The 1,258-nt window shown below is 26.0% G+C and carries 3 protein-coding genes and 1 pseudogene; 3 read left to right on the top strand and 1 reads right to left on the bottom strand.

Going from position 1 to position 1,258, the window contains the following annotated elements:
• Window positions 1-121, bottom strand: a pseudogene (locus tag AOG54_RS10095) (IS481 family transposase); the annotation flags it as partial.
• Between the two features lie 106 nt (window positions 122-227).
• On the opposite strand from AOG54_RS10095, the gene AOG54_RS03690 reads away from it, so the two are divergent.
• From AOG54_RS03690 to AOG54_RS10035, 3 genes are read left to right on the top strand one after another with little or no spacing between them, the layout of a single operon-like run.
• A complete protein-coding gene (locus tag AOG54_RS03690; protein WP_048101998.1) occupies window positions 228-611 on the top strand; it encodes a nucleotidyltransferase domain-containing protein in 384 nt (127 codons plus the stop codon).
• Window positions 608-817, top strand: a complete 210-nt coding sequence (locus tag AOG54_RS10030) for a hypothetical protein (RefSeq protein ID WP_052656814.1) — start codon at window positions 608-610, stop codon at window positions 815-817. Before AOG54_RS03690 ends, AOG54_RS10030 begins: the two co-directional genes overlap by 4 nt.
• Before the next feature lie 10 nt (window positions 818-827).
• The gene (locus AOG54_RS10035; RefSeq protein WP_054964383.1) at window positions 828-1,028 is read left to right on the top strand and encodes a HepT-like ribonuclease domain-containing protein; all 201 of its coding nucleotides are present in this window, start codon (window positions 828-830) and stop codon (window positions 1,026-1,028) included.
• The last annotated feature ends 230 nt before the right edge of the window (window positions 1,029-1,258 follow it).

Consider the following 1,258-nt stretch of genomic DNA (forward strand, 5'->3'; position numbering starts at 1 on the left):
CCCTTGCCAGTATATGCTTTATATTATTATCATCCAAATATTGTTGAAACTTATTCTTATCTTCTATTATTCCATTCCTTCCATTTGAGAAGAATTAAGTACCATGGTCCGTTATTACCTTATTAGGCTTATTATATTTTTACCGAATATATAAAAAATATTTATTGGAGAACATATACAGAAATGAGAAAGAAAAAGTTATTAATATTAATTATAATTTATTTCTAATGTATACAGATCTAATCAGTAGCACTATTAATTACATTAAAAAACTGGATAAACAAAATAAAATAAAATTTATTGTTAATTATGGCTCCTATGCAAATGGCACATTCCACAACGGTTCTGATATTGATTTATGCATTTATTATGATGGAAATCAGGATGAGAGAAACAAATTTAGGTTAAATGTACTCTCAGAGATAAATGACATTTTTGATGTGCACATATTTCAGGATCTGCCACTTTATATAAGATTTAGTGTTTTGAAGGGAAAAATTCTCTATTATAAAGATAAGGATATATATGATATTTTTAGGAAAACAATAGAGGAATTTGAGGATTATAAACGCGGATATTACGATTATATAAACCTGGAGAAGATACAATGAGAAGGGATGTAATAAGGAATAAAATAGCCGAAATTGAGGAAAGTTTGGAATTAATAAGAGATAATTTACCAGATTCATTTGATGAATTCCAGAAACTTGGCATTATAAAAGATGGTATATACAAAAGGATAGAATATTCCATTGAAAATTTAATGGACATTTTTTATATAATTAATTCAGATCCTGGATCTTGGAATACCAGATGATGATTCCTCAATGATAGATAATCTATACAATAATGAAATTATAAGCTTTAGAATTAGGAATTTAATGAAAAATATGAAAGGTTTCAGGAACATTATTGTCCACAGATATGGGAAAATAGATGATGGGCTTGCATATACATTCATAAAAGATAATATTAATGATTTTGATGTTATAATAAAATGCCTGGATAATATAATGAATAAATATTAATTAAGGGAATCTTCTGGAATGGCATAAGGCCATAAATAAATACATTAATGATTTTTCATTTTATATTTTGAATTTAATAATATTACAAATGGTTATGATATTGGATAGTGATCATTAAACATAACTACATGGATGGTTGTGTACCATATTTGTGTAAATATAAATTTCCTGTTAAAAGAGACAATAATAAGTCCATAAGCATTGATGAATTGATAATCTCAATGTATTCA

The sequence above is a fragment of the Acidiplasma aeolicum genome (genome assembly GCF_001402945.1).
Lineage (GTDB): Archaea > Thermoplasmatota > Thermoplasmata > Thermoplasmatales > Thermoplasmataceae > Acidiplasma > Acidiplasma aeolicum.

Coding starts and splice junctions, on each gene's coding strand:
- AOG54_RS03690 (WP_048101998.1), top strand. CDS start 228: ATGTATACAGATCTAATCAGTAGCACTATTAATTACATTAAAAAACTG.
- AOG54_RS10030 (WP_052656814.1), top strand. CDS start 608: ATGAGAAGGGATGTAATAAGGAATAAAATAGCCGAAATTGAGGAAAGT.
- AOG54_RS10035 (WP_054964383.1), top strand. CDS start 828: ATGATAGATAATCTATACAATAATGAAATTATAAGCTTTAGAATTAGG.